16 protein-coding genes are annotated in these 15,022 nt (G+C 67.9%); 6 read left to right on the top strand and 10 right to left on the bottom strand.

The window, feature by feature from the left end; genetic code table 11:
* Window positions 1-34: 34 nt before the first annotated feature.
* The 4 genes from NPJ82_RS02400 to hisS all read right to left on the bottom strand — a co-directional run bounded on the left by NPJ82_RS02400 (window position 35) and on the right by hisS (window position 4,421).
* Window positions 35-1,000, bottom strand: a complete 966-nt coding sequence (locus NPJ82_RS02400) for a DUF4167 domain-containing protein (RefSeq protein ID WP_342658226.1) — start codon at window positions 998-1,000, stop codon at window positions 35-37.
* A 277-nt stretch (window positions 1,001-1,277) separates the two neighbouring features.
* The gene (prmC, locus tag NPJ82_RS02395; protein WP_342658225.1) at window positions 1,278-2,111 is read right to left on the bottom strand and encodes a peptide chain release factor N(5)-glutamine methyltransferase; all 834 of its coding nucleotides are present in this window, start codon (window positions 2,109-2,111) and stop codon (window positions 1,278-1,280) included.
* On the bottom strand, window positions 2,104-3,177 hold the full coding sequence (prfA, locus tag NPJ82_RS02390) for a peptide chain release factor 1 (RefSeq protein ID WP_112381888.1): 1,074 nt from the start codon (window positions 3,175-3,177) through the stop codon (window positions 2,104-2,106). The genes prmC and prfA overlap by 8 nt, the downstream gene beginning before the upstream one ends.
* On the bottom strand, window positions 3,174-4,421 hold the full coding sequence (hisS, locus tag NPJ82_RS02385) for a histidine--tRNA ligase (protein WP_342658224.1): 1,248 nt from the start codon (window positions 4,419-4,421) through the stop codon (window positions 3,174-3,176). The genes prfA and hisS overlap by 4 nt, the downstream gene beginning before the upstream one ends.
* Window positions 4,422-4,473: 52 nt before the next feature.
* On the opposite strand from hisS, the gene NPJ82_RS02380 reads away from it, so the two are divergent.
* The 3 genes from NPJ82_RS02380 (at window position 4,474) to ppa (ending at window position 7,719) form a co-directional block, all read left to right on the top strand.
* Complete coding sequence (locus tag NPJ82_RS02380; protein WP_342658223.1) at window positions 4,474-5,109, top strand: DUF1345 domain-containing protein; 636 nt, start codon at window positions 4,474-4,476, stop codon at window positions 5,107-5,109.
* 71 nt (window positions 5,110-5,180) lie between these two features.
* The gene (locus tag NPJ82_RS02375; RefSeq protein ID WP_342658222.1) at window positions 5,181-7,097 is read left to right on the top strand and encodes a peptidase M61; all 1,917 of its coding nucleotides are present in this window, start codon (window positions 5,181-5,183) and stop codon (window positions 7,095-7,097) included.
* Window positions 7,098-7,140: 43 nt separating this feature from the next.
* Complete coding sequence (ppa, locus tag NPJ82_RS02370) at window positions 7,141-7,719, top strand: inorganic diphosphatase (protein WP_112381884.1); 579 nt, start codon at window positions 7,141-7,143, stop codon at window positions 7,717-7,719.
* 376 nt (window positions 7,720-8,095) lie between these two features.
* Here ppa and NPJ82_RS02365 read toward each other — a convergent pair whose 3' ends face one another.
* The 5 genes from NPJ82_RS02365 to ispG are packed head-to-tail and all read right to left on the bottom strand — an operon-like array spanning window position 8,096 to window position 11,355.
* On the bottom strand, window positions 8,096-8,566 hold the full coding sequence (locus tag NPJ82_RS02365) for a GNAT family N-acetyltransferase (RefSeq protein WP_342658221.1): 471 nt from the start codon (window positions 8,564-8,566) through the stop codon (window positions 8,096-8,098).
* A 26-nt stretch (window positions 8,567-8,592) separates the two neighbouring features.
* Window positions 8,593-9,522 (bottom strand): DMT family transporter, encoded by a 930-nt coding sequence (locus NPJ82_RS02360; RefSeq protein ID WP_342658220.1) that lies wholly within the window; start codon window positions 9,520-9,522, stop codon window positions 8,593-8,595.
* 49 nt (window positions 9,523-9,571) lie between these two features.
* Entirely contained in the window at window positions 9,572-9,922 is a 351-nt protein-coding gene (locus NPJ82_RS02355; protein ID WP_342658219.1) for a PIN domain-containing protein, read from the bottom strand.
* A 26-nt stretch (window positions 9,923-9,948) separates the two neighbouring features.
* The gene (locus NPJ82_RS02350; RefSeq protein WP_342658218.1) at window positions 9,949-10,194 is read right to left on the bottom strand and encodes an AbrB/MazE/SpoVT family DNA-binding domain-containing protein; all 246 of its coding nucleotides are present in this window, start codon (window positions 10,192-10,194) and stop codon (window positions 9,949-9,951) included.
* Window positions 10,195-10,230: 36 nt separating this feature from the next.
* Window positions 10,231-11,355: a flavodoxin-dependent (E)-4-hydroxy-3-methylbut-2-enyl-diphosphate synthase gene (ispG, locus tag NPJ82_RS02345; protein WP_112381880.1), complete on the bottom strand. Its 1,125-nt coding sequence runs from the start codon at window positions 11,353-11,355 to the stop codon at window positions 10,231-10,233.
* Between the two features lie 61 nt (window positions 11,356-11,416).
* Between ispG and NPJ82_RS02340 the strand changes: the two genes are divergently transcribed.
* From NPJ82_RS02340 to NPJ82_RS02330, 3 genes are read left to right on the top strand one after another with little or no spacing between them, the layout of a single operon-like run.
* Window positions 11,417-12,574, top strand: a complete 1,158-nt coding sequence (locus tag NPJ82_RS02340) for an acyltransferase (protein WP_342658217.1) — start codon at window positions 11,417-11,419, stop codon at window positions 12,572-12,574.
* Complete coding sequence (locus tag NPJ82_RS02335) at window positions 12,571-13,491, top strand: isoaspartyl peptidase/L-asparaginase (RefSeq protein ID WP_342658216.1); 921 nt, start codon at window positions 12,571-12,573, stop codon at window positions 13,489-13,491. Before NPJ82_RS02340 ends, NPJ82_RS02335 begins: the two co-directional genes overlap by 4 nt.
* 40 nt (window positions 13,492-13,531) lie before the next feature.
* Window positions 13,532-14,389, top strand: a complete 858-nt coding sequence (locus NPJ82_RS02330; protein ID WP_342658215.1) for a S1/P1 nuclease — start codon at window positions 13,532-13,534, stop codon at window positions 14,387-14,389.
* A gap of 46 nt (window positions 14,390-14,435) precedes the next feature.
* Here NPJ82_RS02330 and pal read toward each other — a convergent pair whose 3' ends face one another.
* The gene (gene pal / locus NPJ82_RS02325) at window positions 14,436-14,957 is read right to left on the bottom strand and encodes a peptidoglycan-associated lipoprotein Pal (RefSeq protein ID WP_149682304.1); all 522 of its coding nucleotides are present in this window, start codon (window positions 14,955-14,957) and stop codon (window positions 14,436-14,438) included.
* Window positions 14,958-15,022: the final 65 nt, after the last annotated feature.

The raw sequence follows: 15,022 nt of genomic DNA, 5'->3' as shown, positions 1-15,022 counted from the left end.
GGCACCGGCCATGTGTTCAGCCAGATTGCGAGGATCAGCTCGCCGGCGTCACTTCCGGCGCGGCCGCGCGCACACGGCGGCGGCGCGGCTTTTCCTCGGGCGCTGGCGCCTCGCCCTCGTTTGCCGCGCTCAGTGCCGGCGGCAGGCGATCCGCATCGAAACCGGTCTCGGCCTCGGGCGCCTGGGCGACGGGCTCGCGACGCGGGCGACCACGGCGACGGGGGGCCTCGGCCTCGGCGACGGGCGCCGACGCCTGCTCGGCCACGGCCGGTTCGCCGGCGGGATCGGCAGTAACGACCGCGGTTTCCTCGGCAACGGGCGCACGCAGCGGCCGTGCAGGGCGGCGTTCCTCACGCTGGGGACGATCCTCGCGCGGCTCGCGCACCGGCCGGTCCTCACGCGCTTCACGCACCGGACGGTCTTCACGCGCAGGGCGATCTTCACGCGCTTCACGCGCAGGGCGGTCTTCGCGCTGCGCCCGCTCCTCGCGGTACGGACGCTCGTCGCGATTGGAACGATCGTCCCGCGCCTCGCGCTGGGGCCGGTCGTCCCGCTGCGGACGATCCTCGCGGCGGGGGCGATCGTCACGCTGGCGGCGCGGTTCGAAACCGCCGCCCTGCACGTCGCCCTGCATCTCGCCGGGGCGGATCGGCTCGCCCTCGTCGCCATAATCCTCGTCCTGGCCGTCGAAGCCGTCGTCCTGCGCATCGTCGCGCGCACGCCGCTGATTCTGTTCCTCGAACCGCGAACGGCTCTCGTTCAACACGCGGAAATAATGGTCCGCGAACTGCAGGTAATATTCGGTATTGACGCGGTCGCCCTGGCGCTGCGCTTCGGACGCCAGATTCTTGTACTTCTCGTACAACTGGTTGGCGTTGCCGCGCGCGCGATTGTCGATGCGATTGCCGTTGTCGGGGCGACCTGGATTACCACCCGGACGCTGCCCGTTATTGCCGCCACCACGACCGCGACGGCGGCCGGCCTGCCGATTGTTTATCAAGCTATTCGTCCTTAGTCGTCAAACCACTAAACTGGCCCACTCATTCCGGGCGTCATGCCCGGTCCCGCGGTATCGATCCCCGACGTGTCCGACAGGCGCATCGCCTCGCCGCCAGCGTCTGCCATGGCCACCGGACTGCAGCGGCCTCATGACGAAGGATGCGGGCGTCCGCCCGAAATCAACAGCCAAGTTGTCGATGTTCGCGTGCCCCGGCCTTCGCTCTAGCGGCTCCGGGGGCCGTCCTACAAGCGAAATATGGGCGCGGCCTCGCGAATGTTCAAGTCGCGGCCAGCACCCGCGCTCGCCCGGCCAGGTCCCGGTGCAGCGTCACGGCAAAGCCCTGCGCCGCCAGCAGCGCCGTCACCGCATCCCCCTGCCGGTGCCCGATCTCCAGAAACGCCGCCCCGCCGGGCGCCAGCAGCCGCCGGATCGCCGGTGCCAGCCGTCGATAATCGTCCAGCCCATCCGGGCCGGCGAACAGCGCGCCCGCCGGCTCATGCAGCCGCACCTCGTCGGGCAGCATTTCGTTCGTGCCGATATAGGGCGGGTTGGTGACGATGCAGTCGAACACCCCCGTCAGCGCCGCATCCCAGTCCCCCTGCACGAAGCCGGCCCGCGCACCCACCCCGCATGCGGCCGCATTGGCGACGGCATAGCCCAGGGCCTCCGCCGACCGGTCGACGCCGACGCCCCGCGCGCCTCGCCATTCGTCGAGCAGCGCGAGCAGCAGCGTGCCCGGCCCCGTTCCCAGGTCGAGCAACGTCGCCGGCGCCCGCCCCCGGAAATGCATCACCGCCGCCTCGACCAGCGTTTCGCTGTCCGCCCGCGGCACCAGCGCACCCGGCCCCACCCCCAGATCGAGCGTCCAGAACCCCCGTGATCCGGTGATATAGGCGACCGGCTCATGCCGCTCGCGCCGCGCGACCAGTGTCCAGAAACCCTCCGGCACCGCGCGGTCCATGTCGAGAAGCAGCGCCGCGCGCTCGATCCCCAGCGCGTGCGCCATCAACAGTTCGGCATCGAGCCGCGGCGTTTCCGAAAAACCGAACCGCGCCGCCGCCTCGCCCAGTGCCGCCCGCACGCCCGCGGCGCGGGGGGCGGGTTCAGCCATCCAGTGCCGCCAGCCGCTCGGCCTCGTCCTGCGCCACCAGCGCCCCGATCAACTCGTCCATTTCCCCGACGAGAATTTCGGGCAGGCGGTGCAGCGTCAGGTTGATGCGGTGATCGGTGACGCGGCCTTGCGGGAAATTATAGGTGCGGATGCGCTCGGACCGGTCTCCCGATCCCACCATCGCGCGCCGCGTGCCCGACCGCTCGTTCGCCAGCCGCTCGCGCTCCGCCTCGTACAGCCGGGTGCGCAGCACCTTCAGCGCCTTGGCCTTGTTCTTGTGCTGCGACTTCTCGTCCTGCTGGATCACCACCAGCCCGGTGGGCAGATGGGTGATGCGCACCGCGGAGTCGGTCGTGTTGACCGACTGACCGCCCGGGCCCGACGAGCGATAGACGTCGATGCGCAGGTCCTTGTCCTCGATGCGGACATCGACTTCCTCCGCCTCGGGCAACACCGCCACCGTCGCCGCCGAGGTGTGGATGCGCCCGCCCGCCTCGGTCGCCGGCACGCGCTGCACCCGGTGCACGCCGCTTTCGAACTTCAGCCGCGCGAACACGCCGCTGCCCGTCACCGATGCGACCACTTCCTTGTACCCGCCCGCATCCGACGACGATGCCGAAATCATTTCGACGCGCCAGCCCTGTGCCTCGGCATAACGCTGGTACATGCGGAACAGGTCGCCCGCGAACAGCGCCGCCTCGTCCCCGCCGGTGCCGGCGCGGATTTCCAGCATCGCGGCGCGCTCGTCGGCGGCATCGCGCGGCAGCAGCGCCAGCGCCAGCGCGCGGTCCGCCGCCTCCAGCGCCACCTTGTTGGCGTGCAGTTCCTCGGCGGCCAGCGCACGCAGCTCCTCGTCGCCGTCGCCCGCCATATAGGCCAGGCTCTCCGCCTCCTGCCGCAGCCGCCGCACCTCGGCGGCCGCGCGCGCGACGGGTTCCAGCTCGGCATATTCCTTGGACACCGCGACGAAACGGTCCGACGGCAGGTCGCCGGTCGCCATCTGTGCGGACAGTTCGTCCAGTCGCGCCTCGATCTGCCGGATGCGCTCGGGCGAGATCGTCGTCACGAAGCGGCCTGCACCTGGTCGATCACCGCCTTGATCCGCGCCAGCGTCTCCGCAGCATCCGCCGCCCGCGTATTGACCACCGTCTGCCCGTCCTGCCGGTTGATCGCGATCAGCACATCGGCCGGCAGCTTGGACGCCTTGTCGAACCGCTTGCGCGGCGATCCGGTCGCGATCATCTCCGCCGACAACCCCGCACGCCGCAAACCGGCGAGCAGCCGCTGCCCGTCGCGCAGCGCGTCGTCATGCTCCAGCGCGATCACCGCATCCAGCCGCGGCTCCGCCGGCGCCGCGATCAGCATCGCCAGCCGCTCCATCCCCGCGGCCCAGCCCACGCCCGCCGTCTCCGGCCCGCCCAGCGACCCGATCAGCCCGTCATAGCGCCCCCCCGCCAGCACGGTCCCCTGCGCGCCCAGCCGGTCGGTGACGAACTCGAACGCGGTGTGCCGGTAATAGTCCAGCCCGCGCACCAGCCGCGCATTGCGCGTCCATGCCACGCCCGCCGCGTCCAGCCCGGCGGTCACCGCATCGAAGAAGGCACGCGCCTGCGGGGTCAGATACGCATCGATATCCGGCGCCGCATCGGCGATCGGCCGGTCGCGCGGGTCCTTCGAATCGAGAATGCGCAGCGGATTCTTGTCCAGCCGCACCAGGCTGTCTTCGGACAGTTCGGCCCGGTGCGCCTCGAAATGCGCCACCAGCGCGGCGCGCCACGCATCGCGCGTGTCGGCATCGCCCAGCGTGTTCAGTTGCAGCGTCACCCCGTCCGCGATGCCCAGTTCGTGCAGCAACTGGTCCGCCATCACCAGCAACTCGACATCTGCCTGCGGCTCGGCCGCGCCCAATATCTCGGCGTCGATCTGGTGGAACTGGCGATAACGCCCCTTTTGCGGCCGTTCGTAGCGGAACACCGCACCGCTCGTCGTCACCTTCAGCGGCACGAAACGCTGCCATCCTTCGGACAGATAGGCGCGCGCGATGCCGGCGGTGAATTCGGGCCGGAGCGTCAGGGGATCGCCGCCGCGATCGGGGAAGCTGTACATCTCCTTGGACACCACATCGGTCGTCTCGCCGATGGAGCGTGCGAATACCTGCGTATCCTCGAACACCGGCAGGTCGACCCGCTGGAATCCGTAGAGCGCGCGCACCCGCTCGAAGGTGGCAAGGACATGCGCAAAGCGCCGCTGTTCCTCGCCGAAGATGTCCTGCGTGCCGCGCACGCGCTTGGGGGGTTCGATCCGTGCCATAGAAGCGGCGCTATCTAGGCGACCGCGGCCCCAAGCGCTAGGCCGTGATGCGATGGCACATCATCTCGGCAATCGCATCGCCCCGCCCCGCTTCCTGCTGTTCGGCGTGCTGCTGGCCACTGGGCTGCCGGTGCTGGTGCCCCTGCTGGGGCGGGACCGCGGCATCATGCTCGCCTTTGATCTGGCCGCGTTCGTCTTTCTCGCCTCCGTGGCGCCGCTGCTCGGTCACGGATCGACCGACCGGATGCGCCGCCGGGCGATCGAAAACGACGCGAACCGCGCGGTGTTTCTCGGCTTTTCGGGGGCCACGCTGCTCGTCATCCTCGCCGTCGTCGCGGGTGAGGTGCAGGGGCGCGGCGACCGGTCGACCGTGCTGATCGTCGTCGCCACGCTGGCTTTGGCGTGGCTCTTCTCCAACACCGTCTATGCGCTGCACTATGCGCATCTCTTCTACCTGCCGGACGACCAGGACGCCGATAGCGGCGGCCTGCAATTTCCCGACACGACCGAGCCGGATTACTGGGACTTCCTGTATTTCAGCGTGACGCTCGGCATGACCTTTCAGACATCGGACGTGACGATCGCCTCGCGCGCGATGCGCCGGGTCGTCACCGGCCACAGCCTGGCCGCGTTCGTCTTCAATCTCGGCGTCGTGGCCTTTACCGTCAACATATTGGGCAGCGGGTAAAGGGCTGGACGACTGCCCTATCGGCTGCGTACACCCGGCGGCATCGTCCATCCCTTGCCCAAGGGCCCTTCATGATCCGCACGCTGTTCGTCGCTTCCCTGCTCGCCTCCGTCGCCGCGCCGCTCGCCGCCCAGACCATCCCGGGCAACTCCGCTCCCCAACCCACGCCCATCGTCGACACCATCCCCGCGGCGCAGGACACCCCCTACCCCGGCACCATCAAACTCGACGTCGACGCCACCGACCTCGACCGCGCCATCTTCCGCGTGCGCGAGACGATCCCCGTCGCCAAGGCGGGGCCGATGACGCTGCTCTATCCGAAATGGCTTCCCGGCAACCACGCGCCGCGTGGCGAGATCGAGAAGCTGGCCGGCCTCGTCATCCGCGCGAACGGCCGGGCGCTGCCCTGGACGCGCGACGTGATCGACGTCTACGCCTTCCATATCGACGTGCCCGCCGGCGCCCGCCAGCTCGATGTCGAATTCCAGTTCATCTCCGCGACCGAGGCCAATCAGGGCCGCATCGTCGTCACGCCGACGATGATCTCGCTCCAGCCCAATTCGGTCAGCCTCTATCCGGCCGGCTATTTCACCCGCCAGATCCCGATCCAGATGACCGCGCGCTTCCCCGCCGGCTGGACCGCGGCCGGTGCGGTGCCGGCCAAGGCGGCGGGCTCCACCTACACCTACGACACCACCAACTACGAGGTGCTGGTCGATTCGCCCGTGCTCGCGGGCAAGTACGGCAAGGTCTGGGCGCTCAGCCCGCGGGTCGACCTCAACGTCTTTGCCGACGATCCCAAGGAACTCGCCGCGACGCCCGCGCAGATCGACGCGCACAAGCGCCTCGTCGACCAGGCGGTCAAAACCTTCGGCGCGCAGCATTACGACCGCTACGAATTCCTCCTGTCGATCACCGACCAGTTGGGCGGCATCGGGCTGGAACATCACCGTTCGTCCGAAAACGGCGTGACGCCCGGCTATTTCACCGATTGGGATTCCGGCCCCGGCCGCCGCAACCTTTTGCCGCACGAATTCACCCATAGCTGGGACGGCAAGTTCCGCCGCGGCGCGGACCTGTGGACGCCCGACTTCCGCACGCCGATGCGCAACTCGCTGCTCTGGGTGTATGAAGGGCAGACGCAATTCTGGGGTTATGTCCTCCAGGCGCGCTCGGGGCTGGTGTCGAAGCAGGACACGCTCGACATGTACGCCTCGATCCTGGGCACCTATGATCTGGCGCCCGGCCGCCAGTGGCGCCCGCTGATCGACACCACCAACGATCCCGTCATCTCCGCCCGCCGCCCCAAGGGCTGGACGAGCTGGCAGCGGTCGGAGGACTATTACAACGAAGGCCTGATGGTCTGGATGGAGGTCGATGCGATGCTCCGCCAGAAGTCGAACGGCACCAAGTCGATCGACGATTTCGCGCGTGCGTTCTTCGGCATCCGCGACGGCGACTGGGGCGAGGTGACCTATACCTTCGAGGATGTCGCCCGGACGCTGAACGGCATCGTCCCCTATGACTGGGCCGGCTTCCTGAACCAGCGCCTGACCGAGACGGGCCAGCCCGCGCCGGTGAACGGCTTCGCGATGAACGGCTACAAGCTCGTCTACACGCCCGAGCCGACGCCCTTCTTCAAGCAGCAGGAAAAGAGCCGCGGCGCCGATGTCAGCTATTCGCTGGGCCTGGTGGTCGCGAATGACGGCCGGATATCGACGGTGATCTGGAATTCACCGGCCTTCAAGGCGGGGCTGGATGTCGGCACCGAGATCCAGGCGATCAATGGCCAGTCCTATTCCGCCGAACGATTGAAGGCGGCGATCGTCACCGCAAAGGATAGCAAGACCCCCATCCGGCTTCTTGTCCGAAATGAGGACCGTTTCCGCGATATCTCCATCGACTATCAGGGTGGCCCCCGCTATCCGCGCCTTCAGAAGGTCGGAACCGGCGAAGGCGGGCTCGATCGACTGTTGATGCCGCGCTGATCCTTATCGGTGCGGCATCGTCATTATCAGGGACGAAAATCGAATGCGTATTGATCTGATCCCCGTCGGCAAGTCTCCGCCCGACGACTTGAACGTCATCATCGAGGTGCCGACCGGCGGCGAGCCCGTGAAGTACGAGTTCGACAAGGCGTCGGGTGCGCTGTTCGTCGATCGCATCCTGCACACGCCGATGCGCTATCCGGCGAACTACGGCTTCGTGCCGCACACGCTCTCGCCCGACGGCGACCCGCTCGACGCGCTGGTCATTGCCCGCTCGCCGTTCATCCCCGGCTCGGTCGTCCGCGCCCGCCCGATCGCGGTCCTGAACCTCGAAGACGAAGCCGGCGGCGACGAGAAGCTGGTTTGCGTCCCCGTCGATCAGGTCTTCCCCTATTACTCGAACGTCACGCAGCGCGGCGACGTGCCCGAGATCGTCTTCGAGCAGATCGAGCACTTCTTCACCCACTACAAGGATCTGGAGAAGAAGAAGTGGGTGCGCGTCGGCACCTGGGGCGATGCCGAGGAAGCACGCCGCATCACGATCGAGGCGATCGAACGCTATGACGCCGCCAAGGCGCAGGGCGAAGAGCCGCACGACCACGACGTCCCCGGCCGCGAATAGCCCCCAAACCCCCTCTCCCCTATGGGGAGAGGGAGGGCCCGCGGCGGAGCCGTAGGAGGGGGGGCTGGCCGGCAGTGCTTGCTTCTTGGTTCACGCGAAGACGCGAAGACGCGAAGAAGTTTGTTTCACGCGGAGGCGCGGAGACCGCAGAGGGGTTGCGCATGCCGCGCCCCCGCCGCGCCCCCGCAATCGGAAGACAAAAATCCGCCCGCGCTGAACATGAGCCTTCGGCTCAAAAAAGCACGCGCCGCGCCTCCGTGCGATCCCTCGTTCTTCTCCGCGCCTCCGCGTCTCCGCGTGAACCAAACTTCTTCGCGTCTTCGCGTAAACCAAATCACTGCCACAAAGCCGAACGCCCAACGGGAGCGTAAAGCGATCAGCGTCCCGCGAGTGCCTTGAGCGCCTCCCCGCTCACCCGCTGCACGGTCCACTCCTCCATGCCCACTGCCCCCATCGCCCGGTAAAAGGCGATCGCCGGCGCGTTCCAGTCGAGAACCGACCATTCGAACCGCGCGCAGCCGCGATCGAGCGCGATCCCGGCGAGATGCCGCAGCATCGCGGCGCTAAGCCCCTGCCCCCGCGCCTCGGGCGTGACGTACAGGTCCTCCAGATACAGGCTCCGCCGGCCGGTCCATGTTGAAAAGCTGTGGAAAAACAGCGCAAAACCTGTTGGCTGACTGTGGATTTCGGCGATCACCGCCTCGGCTGCGGGGGATGTACCGAACAAGGCATCGGCCAGCATCGCCTCGGTCGCCTCCACCGCATCGGGTTCACGCTCGAACGCCGCCAATTCGCGCACGAAGCGCAGGATGGCAGGCACGTCGGCCGGTGTCGCAGGTCGGATCATGGCACTCTCGGTGGAAGGGACAGGGATCAGGCGGCCGCCTCAACCGCGGCACGTGCCACGTCGCGGCGGCGGGCGGCGATCAGGCAGGCGACGACGATGATCGCCGCACCTGCCAGCGTGGTCGGTGCGACATGCTCGCCGAACACCGCCCAGCCCAGCACTGCGGCATAAAGGAACGACGTATATTCGGTGGTCGCCAGATATCCGGTCTCGCCATGCGCATAGGCCCAGCCGAGCAGCAGCAGCGATCCCGTCGCCAGCGTCGCGGCGATGGCGATCTTCCACCAGTCGGCGACCGGCGGCACCACCGCGAGCCACGGCGCGGCGAGCAGCAGCAGGAGCGTAACGACTGCCGACTGCACGAACGCGATCTCGCGCGCGCTCGCCGCCTGCGCCTGCAACCGCGCGATGACGAGGTTCACCGCATACAGCACCGCCGAGGCCAGGATCGCGCCTGCGCCTCCCAGCGCCTCCGGCCCCAGCGTCATCCGCATCTGGCCGAGCAGGATCACGCCCACCCCGCCCAGCGCCGCGATCGAGGCCGCGATCACCCGCGCCCCCACCCGCTCGCCCAGAAAGACCGCGCCCAGCAACAGCGCGAGCAGCGGCGCGATATAGGTCAGCGAGATCGCCTGTGCCATCGGCACCCGCGCCAGCCCCCAGAAGAACAACAGCGCCATGCCCGTGGTGATCGTGCCGCGCGCGACGTGCAGCCGCATGGCGTGTGCGGACGGCCGCCGCCCGCCGCCCATCGCCCAGCCCGCGCCGCCGAGCCCCGCCGACAGCATCGTCCGCCAGAGCAGCGCATTGTAGACGCCCAGGCCCAGCACCAGCGACTTCATGAACGCATCCATGATCGAGAACAGCCCGATCCCCGCCGCCGCCACGGCAAAGGCAAGCGCCGGAGAAAGCTGATGCGAAGGATCACGATGCGCCATGGCCGGCAGCGCTACCACGGTGTCCGGTGCTTTCCCACGGACGAACCAAAGATCGCGTAACTGTGCGTCAGCGGATCAACAGGATTTCGATACCGATACTGACCCGCGACAGGCGCTCGTCGGCGGTAAACAGCCTCACCCGCCGCTGCTCGGCCAAGGCGAGACAGGCCCGATCACCCAGAGAAATGCCCAGACGCCGGGTATCCTCGCGAAGCTCTGCTGCACGCACCGCCTGTGCCATATCGAACGGCACGACATCGATCTCGAACCGTTCGATCGCCTTCAGCACCGCCGCTGCAGCGGCTCCCCGTTCGGGCGCACGTGCGCAACATTCGGATATATTCACCGCAGACATCGCGCTGCCGCGCAGCACCGGAATAACGATGTCTTTGCCTCTCTCACCCAACAGGACGCTCAACAGGGCTGACGCGTCAAGAACGACGCTCAATCGGCGGGCCAATCCGACGCGCGATCGGCAAGAAACTGCTTAACCGAATAATCCGGCCCGACTGCCGCGCGAAAACGTCGCTGCTCCTCGCGCACGACTTGCTCGAAAGTCTTCACGCTCAAGCCGCCATTCTTGTCCTTTTCCAACATGAGCGAGTCACCGTCACGTATGCCGAGATCCCGGCGTAGTTCCGCGGGGATGACCACTTTGCCGCCCGGTGTCACCTTTGCATGATAGGTCACGACAATGTCTCCGCTGACCGAAAACTAGCAAGCCTACTATTCCGCCGCCAGCGCGCGTGCCGCCTCCGCGGCCTCGATCTCCGCCGCCTTCGCCTCGACCAGCTTCACGATGTGGTCGACCATGTCGGCGTCCTCCACCGTGTGGTCGGTGATGCCCGACAGATAGACCATGTGCTTGCCATTGCCGCCGCCGGTCAGGCCGATATCGGTTTCGCGCGCTTCGCCGGGTCCGTTCACCACGCATCCCAGCACCGACAGCGACATCGGGGTGCGGATATGCTGCAACCGTTCCTCCAGCGTGGCGACGGTGCGGATCACGTCGAATCCCTGTCGCGCGCAGGACGGGCAGGAGACGACGCGTACGCCGCGGTTGCGGATGCCCAGCGACTTCAGGATCTCGAAGCCGACGCGCACCTCTTCCTCGGGCTCGGCCGACAACGAAACGCGGATCGTGTCGCCGATCCCGAACCACAACAGCGAACCGATGCCGATCGCCGACTTCACCGTGCCGCCGACAAAGCCGCCCGCCTCGGTGATGCCCAGGTGCAACGGGCAGTCGGTCGCCTCGGCCAGCCCCTGATAGGCGGCGACCGCCAGGAACACGTCCGACGCCTTCACCGCGACCTTGTATTCGTGGAAGTCGTGGTCCTGTAGCAGCTTGATATGGTCGAGCGCCGATTCGACCAGCGCCTCGGGGCACGGCTCGCCATATTTCTCCAGCAGGTCCTTCTCCAGCGAGCCTGCATTCACGCCGATGCGGATCGCACAGCCATTGGCCTTGGCGGCGCGCACCACCTCCGCCACGCGCTGCGACGATCCGATATTGCCGGGATTGATGCGCAGGCACGCCGCCCCCGCGTCCGCCGCTTCCAGCGCGCGCTTGTAGTGGAAATGGATGTCCGCAACGATCGGCACCCGCGATGCGCGCACGATCTGCTTCATCGCGGCGGTCGATTCGATGTCGGGGCACGACACGCGGATGATGTCCACACCCGCATCCTCGCAGCGGCGGATCTGGTTGATCGTCGCGACCGGGTCTGATGTCGGCGTGTTCGTCATCGTCTGCACGGTGACGGGCGCATCGCCGCCGACGGGAACGTTGCCGACCATGATCTGGCGGCTCGGGCGGCGGACGATGTCGCGCCAGGGACGGATGGACATAAGCGCCTATATACGCGCCTGAGGTTGCGGTTCAAAGTCGATGCTGTACCGAGCCTGCGATATGGTTCCCGCGTCCCCCATCCCCCGCCATCTCGGCCTGGACTGGCTGCGCGTCGGTGCCTTCGCGATCCTGATCTTCTACCATATCGGCATGGTGTTCGTGCCCTGGGGCTTTCACGTCCGGCTGGACACGGTGCCGCTCGTCACCCTGCCCATGCTGGCGTCCAACCCGTGGCGGCTGCTGTTGCTGTTCGTGGTATCGGGCTATGCGACGCGGGCGCTGGCGACCCGACACACCAGCCTGCTCGGCTTCGTAAAGGGACGCAGCATCCGCCTGCTGATCCCGCTGGTCTTCGGCATCGCCGTGCTCGTGCCTCCGCAAAGCTGGGTCGAACTGGTCACCCAGCATGGCTACGACGCCCCTTTCCTGCGCTTCTGGCTGCACGATTATTTCGGCTTCCGCCTGCTCGCGGGCGTATCGCTGCCCGCCTGGAACCATCTGTGGTTCGTCGGCTATCTCTGGGTCTACACCGTTGCCATCGCGCTGCTGCTCGCGATCGGCGGCCGGTGGGGCGCCCGTGTGCAGGCCTTGTACGACCGCGTATTCGGCGGCATCGGCGGGCTGGTGCTGCCGCTCGGCTGGCTGCTGGCCGTCAACATGTGGCTGTTCGTCGGCCAGTCGGAAACCCACGGCCTGATCGACGACGCCCTGGCGCACGCGCTCTACCTGCCCGCCTTCCTGTTCGGCTTCGCGATGGCGGGGTCGGACCGGGTACTTGCCACGTTTCGCCGCTGGTGGTGGCCGGCGGCGATCGTCGCGCTTGCCGCCTATCTGCTGGCGGCCGGTCTCGAATGGCGCTGGCCGGGTCTGGCGCGCGGGCCGCACTGGGCGGGCCTCACCTTTTCCGCCACGCGCGCGGTGCAGGCCTGGGCGGCGATCGTCGCGTTGATCGGCGTGGCGGAGCGTTTCTGGAACCATGACCACCCATGGCGCCGCACCCTGACCGAGGCGGTGTTCCCCTTCTACCTGATCCACCAGACGATCATCGTCGTTGTCGCCTATTGGCTGCGTGGCACCGCCCTGCCGCTCGCCCTCGACGCGGTCGTCCTGGCCGCCGTGACGATCGCCGGCTGCTGGGCATTCTACCTTGCCGGCCGTGCGATCCCCTGGGCGCGCCCGCTCATCGGCCTGCGCCCCATCCTGAGGAAAACCCCATGACCTGGTCCCTGATGATCCACGGCGGCGCCGGCCGGATCGTGCCCGACGTGCTGACATCCCGGCAGGATAGCGAGGCGCGCGCCGCGCTTGCCGCCGCGCTCGACGCTGGCGAGGCGATCCTGCGCGAGGGCGGCAGCGCGGTCGATGCGGTGGAGGCGGCGGTGCGCGTGCTGGAGGATGCGCCCTCGTTCAACGCCGGTCGCGGCGCCTGCTTCACGCAAGGGGGCACCAACGAGCTGGACGCCGCGATCATGGACGGACGCGACCGCCGCGCCGGTGCCGTCGCCGGCGTCACCGCCACCCGCAATCCCGTGGCGCTCGCCCGCGCGGTGATGGACCACAGCCCGCACGTCTTTCTCGCCGGCCCCGGTGCCGACGCCTTTTCGCGCGGCCAGGGGCTGGAACAGGCGCCGCCGGAATGGTTCGCCACGCCCGAGCGCCGTCGGCAACTGGAGGAAATGCAGGCCAAGGGCGCCGACGCCTTCGACATCGACATGAAGTACGGCACCGTCGGTGCGGTCGCGACCGACAGCCATGGCCATGTCGCCGCCGCCACCTCGACCGGCGGCGTCACCGGCAAGCGTTGGGGCCGGATCGGCGACTCGCCGCTGATCGGCGCAGGGACCTATGCCGACGACCGCGCCGCCGCCATCTCGTGCACCGGGGCGGGCGAATATTTCATTCGCGAGGGCGTCGCGCATGAGATCGCCGCCCGGTTGCGCTTCACGAACGACACGCCGCAACAGGCCGCCGACACCGTGCTGGCGGATGTCCGTGCGATGGGCGGCACCGGCGGCGTCATCGTCGCCGCGCCGGGTGGCACCACCGCCTGGAGCATGACCACCGCCGGCATGTATCGCGGCCGCGCCGGGTCCGACGGCGTCCGCCAGGTCGCGCTTTATGGTGAGGAAGGCTGACCTTTCTTTGGGTCTGCCGCGTCGCTAAGGCACCAGCCCTATGAACCGTTCGCGTATCGTCGTCGCCGCGTTTGGCGCCCTCACCCTGTCTCAGCCTGCCGACGCCTATTGGGATTATGGCCACCAGACCGTCGCCCGGATCGCCTGGACCAATGTATCGCCGCACACGCGGACGGCCGTCACCCGCATCTTACGCGCGCAGGGGCAGCTCGACACGCCCTCCTGCCCCGTCCGCACCATTGCCGACGCCAGTGTCTGGCCCGACTGCATCAAGCCGCTGAAGGATGCGAACGGCCAGTCGCGCTTCGGCTATGCCTATAGCTGGCACTATCAGAACGTGAACATCTGCGGCCCCTTCACGCTGGAGCCCGCCTGCAAGGACGGCGACTGCGTCTCGGCCCAGATCCCGCGGCAACAGGCGATCCTGAAGAACCGGCGCGCCCCCGCGGTCGAGCGGGTCAAGGCGCTGGCGTTCCTCGTTCATTTCGTCGGCGACCTGCACCAGCCGCTGCATGCCGGCGACAAGGGGGACAAGGGCGGCAACGACGCGCATGCCGATTACGGCATCTACGCGCCCGCCCGGCTCAACCTCCATTCGATCTGGGACGGATTGCTCGCCGAGCGCGCCATCTCCACGCCGCCCAGCCTGATCCGCCGCTATTCCGCTACAACCCGCGCAAAGCTCGGCGCGGGCGATGCAACCACATGGAGCCGCGAGAACTGGGCGGTCGCGCGTGAGGCTTATGCTACCGCGATGCACGGCGACCCGTGCCAGCCGACCCCTGACCGCCTCAAGATGACCGACGCCGACATCGCCAAACTGGCACCGCTGGAGCGCGAACAGATCCGCCGTGGCGGCCTGCGGCTCGCCAAGCTGCTGGATGCGGCGCTGGGCTGACCGCGTGCAAAGCCCCTCCCCGAAGCGGGGAGGGGGTATGTCATGATCAGCTCAGAACGATCGTCACGGCACGACGATTCTGCGCCCAGCTGGCGTCGTCCGACCCCATCGCCTCAGGCCGCTCCTTGCCATAGCTGATCACGGTCATCCGGTCCGGCGAGACGCCGCGTGCCGCCAGATAGTTCTTGGCCGCGTTCGCACGGCGATCGCCCAGCGCGAGATTATATTCGCGCGTGCCGCGCTCGTCGCAATGCCCCTCGATCGTGATGCGCACGTTCGGATAACGCTGCAACCAGGCTGACTGGCTGTCCAGGATCGCGCGCGCCTCGGGGTCGATGTCATACTGGTCCAGTCCGAACCGCACCGTGTTCGACGTGACCGAGCGGCGGAAATCCGCGTCCGATCCCGGCACCACGGCGCCGGTCGTCGGGCCGGTCGCGCCGCCCTGGTCGACGGGTCCGCTATTGTCCACCGGCGGCGGCGGCAGGTCGGCCGGGCGCTTCTTGGCGCAACCGGCGACGGCAACAAGGATGGTGGCGGCTACAAGCGTGGTCTTCAAACTGGCCATTCTGGTCACTCCCTAGAAATTCTCGTTTCGACCCCGTTATTTGAACAACGCCTTTACCGGCACTG

The organism is Sphingomonas sp. NY01 (assembly GCF_038809135.1).
In the GTDB taxonomy this organism is placed as follows: Bacteria; Pseudomonadota; Alphaproteobacteria; order Sphingomonadales; family Sphingomonadaceae; genus Sphingomonas; species Sphingomonas carotinifaciens.
Note: the sequence above shows the minus strand (reverse complement) of the source record. Positions and strands in the feature narration are given on the sequence as shown.